Genomic DNA, 4028 nt, shown 5'->3' on the forward strand with positions numbered 1-4028 from the left:
CGAGGTTGAAGCCACCCAAGCTCCGCCGCAACAAGAATAACAACGCGTCTGACCCGCTCGCTTCCCACCGCCCGTCTCAGCGGATAGTTATCGATAGGCAACGGTTTTCATCGTTTAGCCGGCCCATTCGTTAGTCGGCACTGCGACAGTCGAGCTCGGCCTGAACCAACTGGTAGCGAACAAGCTGGAAGGGTCAGCCGTCGCTCGGCATACCGGCACCGCACTCAAAGCAGGGGCTGAAAGCAGGCCGCTGAACGATTAACCGATGCCGAAGGGGCACTAACGTCCGGGTTCAGACAGCGGCTGCTGAACCAGTGAAGAGGTCCTCTATCGGATGATGACCCCACAATACAATAAAACCGCCCCAGGGGGCGATCGCGGCGCAACGAGGGCGTGGTTTGAAAACCGTTTCAATCATGCAGCGCCAGGGCCGTGGCCACGGCGTAGTAACGCTCGTGGGCGATGGAGACGAACCAGTTGTTGATCCCCCGTTGCTCCGCCAGCCGGGCGGCGTTGCCGTGGAGTTCCAGCTCGATGCCGCCACCCTCCCGGGGGACGACCTCGAACTCCTTGAAGTACGTCCCCTGACCCCAGCCGCAGCCCAGGGCCTTCATCGCCGCCTCCTTGACGGCGAAGCGGGCCGACAGCTTGGCCAGCAGAAAGCTGATCGGCCGGGAGCCCCAGTCGCGGGGCCACTCGCGTTGGGTGAAGACGTGGCGCCGCAGGGCCGTTTCACGGTCGGTGCGCAACAACCGGGTGAAACGGGCCAGCGAAACAACGTCGATGCCCAAACCGAGGATGTCGCTCAAGGTGGCCCCTTCCGCGGCGGCGCAGCGCGAACGACGGCGAAAACAGAATTATACCACGACACCCCGGCTATTGCTGGTAACCGGGACGACAGACTTTGCAGGGCTCGTAGCCCTCGGCCAGGGCCCGCTCCCGGCTCATCCGGCGCAGGTTGTCATGACCGGCGACGTGCTGGCAGTCGGGAGCGTGATACTTGCCGCCGTGCTCGGTCACGTAAACGTAGGTTCCGCTGTAGAGCTGCTCCTTGTCGTCTTGATCCTCGGCGGCCGGCGGCGGGGTGGACTCCCCACCGGGCGCGACCTCGCCGGCGGAGGCTTCCTCGACGGGCTCCTCCGCTTCATCAGCGGGCTGTTGACCATCGCAACCCGCCAGACAGACCAGAAAGACAACCAGGACAAATAACGGCTTCAACAAGCGCATCGGCACTCCTTGGCAGGTAAAACTTCCACAACCGTAACGAGAATACTAGCACAGGGAGCCGCCCGGGGGAAAGGTGGACCTGCCGGGGCCGCCTTGTCCCCGGCCGTCCCCGCCGCTATAATCCCTGCGACCCGCCGAGACCGAGCACGATGATCTCCGTCCTGCTGCCCGTCTACAATGCCGCCGCCGCCCTGCCGGCGGCCCTGGAAACCACCCTGGCCCAAACCGGGGCGTCCTTTGAGGTCGTCGCCGTCGACGACGGCTCGACGGATCCCTCACCGGCGATCCTGGCTCACTACGCCCGACGGGATGCCCGGCTGCGGATTATAAGCCGACCCCACCGCGGCCTCGTCGCCGCCCTCAATGCCGGCTTGGCCGCCTGCCGCGGCGAACTCGTCGCCCGGATGGACGCCGACGACCGGATGCTCCCAGGTCGGCTGGCGGCCCAGGCCGCTCTGCTGGCCCAGCGCGCCGATCTCGCCGGCTGCGGTTGTCCGGCCCGCGTCGAGCCCGCCGCGGCGATGACCCCCGGCGCCCGGCGCTACCTGGAATGGAACAACTCCCTGATCACCCCCCAAGACATCCGTCGCCAGGTGTTCATCGAGAGCCCCCTGATCCACCCCACGGTGATGCTGCGTCGAGCGGTTCTCGAAGCCGCCGGCGGCTGGCGGGAATTCGACGGCCCCGAGGACTACGATCTCTGGCTGCGTCTGCTCTTCGAGCACGACGCCGAACTGGCCAAGGTCTCCCGCACTCTCCACGTCTGGCGCGACCACAGCGACCGGCTGACCCGCACCGATCCCCGCTACCGGGCGGCCGCCTTCCTCGAACTCAAGACCCACTACCTGGCCGAGTACGTCGTCCGGCCCCGGAACGGCTACGTCCTCTGGGGCTGTGGACCCCTCGGCAAGGCCCTGCTCAAGGCCCTGCGCCGACAGGGGATCGAACGCCCCGCCGCCATCGTCGAGGTCCACCCCGGACGCCTCGGCGAGATCATCCACGGCGCACCGGTGATCCCACCGGCGGCCGTCGACGACTACCAAAAGTACATCCACCTCGGCGCCGTCGGCCAGGCCGGTTCCCGGGAACGACTGCGACGCGAATTCGCCGCCCACGACCTCCGCGAGGGTCGCGACGCCTTCTTCACCGCCTGAACGGAAAGACGCCCCGGGCGACCTGGGAAAAACACCCGCGATACCGCATAACACACCGCGCCGGAACCGGCACGGTTTTTGCGGAGGCCGACCGTTAAGATCGCTCCAACGGTCGCCGAGATGCAAAAACCGTGCCGGTTCCGGCGCGGTGGGCTTGCGTATCGCTGGCGGTATGCGAAGGCCCTTTTTCCCAGGTCGCCCGGGGCTACACCAGCTGGGGGACGCCGCTGGTGCCCAGGGCCTGGCCGAACAGGCCGCCGCGCAGAATCAGGTGCAGCCCGCGGGAGCCGGCGGAGGCCAGCAAAACCTCGTCGCCGGCGCGGAGGCCGTAGGCCTCGCGCACCCGTTCGACGAGGAGCAGGCGGCCCTTGGTGGTGACCTCGCTCTTGCCGAGGAAGACGGCCTCGCTGAGCAGGCCGTGCTGCAGGTCGGCGGGCAGTTCGGCGTAGACTGCCGCGGTGACGACGAGGGGTCCCAGGACGCCGCCGCGGACCAGCAGCACCCTGGCCCCGGGTTCCAGGCCGTACTCGGCGGCGGCTTCGCCGGGATCGAGGGTCCCGGCCGCATCGAGGCGGCTCAGTCCGTAAACGAGTCTGTCGCCGAGTTTGACGGCCATGGGGGACCTCGTCGACGGCGGCTCGGTTCGGTGGTGCTGATCATCATGGGGGAGGCGAGTCCGGCGGGATGCTTGGGCGGTGGGAGGGGGTGTCAGCCCTTGTGGCCGCAGTGGTGGCAGCGTAGCTTCTTGTAGTAGGGCTCGCGCCAGGGGAAGCCGCAGTTGGGGCAGGGGCTTTCCACGGGCTTGCGGTTGCAGGAGAACTTGCACTCGGGATAGGCGTCGCAGGCGTAGAACTCCTTGCCGTAGCGGTTGACGCGGGCCACCATCCGGCCCTCGCAGCCCTCCGCGGGGCAGGGCAGCTCGAGGCGCTGCGGTTCCTTGTTCTTCTCGCGTCGCTCGGCGGCCTCGCGCTGGGCCTGCTCCTTCTCCTCGGCGCTCTGTTCGATGCGGACGATGCTGCGGCACTTGGGATAGTTGGAGCAACCCCAGAAGGGGCCGTAGCGTCCCTTGCGGCGGACCATTGGCGCGCCGCACTTCTCGCAGGTCGGCACCTCGGAGGGATCGGGCGCCTCCTCGGGAATCAGTTTGCCGTTCTCGTCCCGGGTGAAGTCCAGGGTGCCCTTGCACTTGGGGTAGCGGCTGCAGCCGAGGAACTCGCCGCGGCGTCCGGAGCGCAGCACCATCGGTTCGCCGCAAAGGGGGCAGGGAACCTCGGTGAGCTCGGGCTCGGTGCCGATATTGTTCTCGCGCTCCTCGAGGATCAACCGTCCCTGCTCGTCGCGGTGGAAGTTGGCGGTGAACTTGCAGTCCGGATAGTTGGCGCAGCCGACGAAGGGTCCGGCCTTGCCGAACTTGATCACCAGATCGCCGTCGTCGAGGGGACAGTTGAGTTCTTCGACCCGGGTTTCGTGGTCGCGGCGCTTGGGCAGTTCCTTTTCGGCGCGCTCGAGCTCGGGGCGGAAGGATTCATAGAACTCGTCCAGGACGGCCCGCCAGTCCTTCTCGCCCTGGGCGATCTCGTCGAGCTCCCGCTCCATCTCGGCGGTGAAATCGACCTTGAGCAGCTTGGGAAAACCGACCAGCAGCAG

The 4028-nt window shown here is 67.2% G+C and carries 5 protein-coding genes; 1 reads left to right on the forward strand and 4 read right to left on the reverse strand.

Translation table 11 applies throughout. The features are described 5' to 3' along the window. Positions 1-410: 410 nt before the first annotated feature. Positions 411-809, reverse strand: coding sequence for a holo-[acyl-carrier-protein] synthase (gene acpS / locus GF399_00620; protein ID MBD3398817.1), 399 nt, complete (start codon positions 807-809; stop codon positions 411-413). Positions 810-876: 67 nt separating this feature from the next. Beyond that, complete coding sequence (locus GF399_00625) at positions 877-1227, reverse strand: hypothetical protein (protein MBD3398818.1); 351 nt, start codon at positions 1225-1227, stop codon at positions 877-879. 149 nt (positions 1228-1376) lie between these two features. Between GF399_00625 and GF399_00630 the strand changes: the two genes are divergently transcribed. Further along, positions 1377-2381, forward strand: a complete 1005-nt coding sequence (locus GF399_00630) for a glycosyltransferase (protein ID MBD3398819.1) — start codon at positions 1377-1379, stop codon at positions 2379-2381. 205 nt (positions 2382-2586) lie between these two features. Here the strand turns inward: GF399_00630 and GF399_00635 are convergent, their stop codons facing one another. Further along, a complete protein-coding gene (locus tag GF399_00635) occupies positions 2587-2997 on the reverse strand; it encodes a hypothetical protein (GenBank protein ID MBD3398820.1) in 411 nt (136 codons plus the stop codon). Between the two features lie 92 nt (positions 2998-3089). Further along, positions 3090-4028: hypothetical protein (locus GF399_00640; protein ID MBD3398821.1), on the reverse strand; the 939-nt coding region annotated here is incomplete at its 5' end.

The organism is Candidatus Coatesbacteria bacterium, assembly GCA_014728225.1.
Taxonomy (GTDB): domain Bacteria; phylum RBG-13-66-14; class RBG-13-66-14; order RBG-13-66-14; family RBG-13-66-14; genus WJLX01.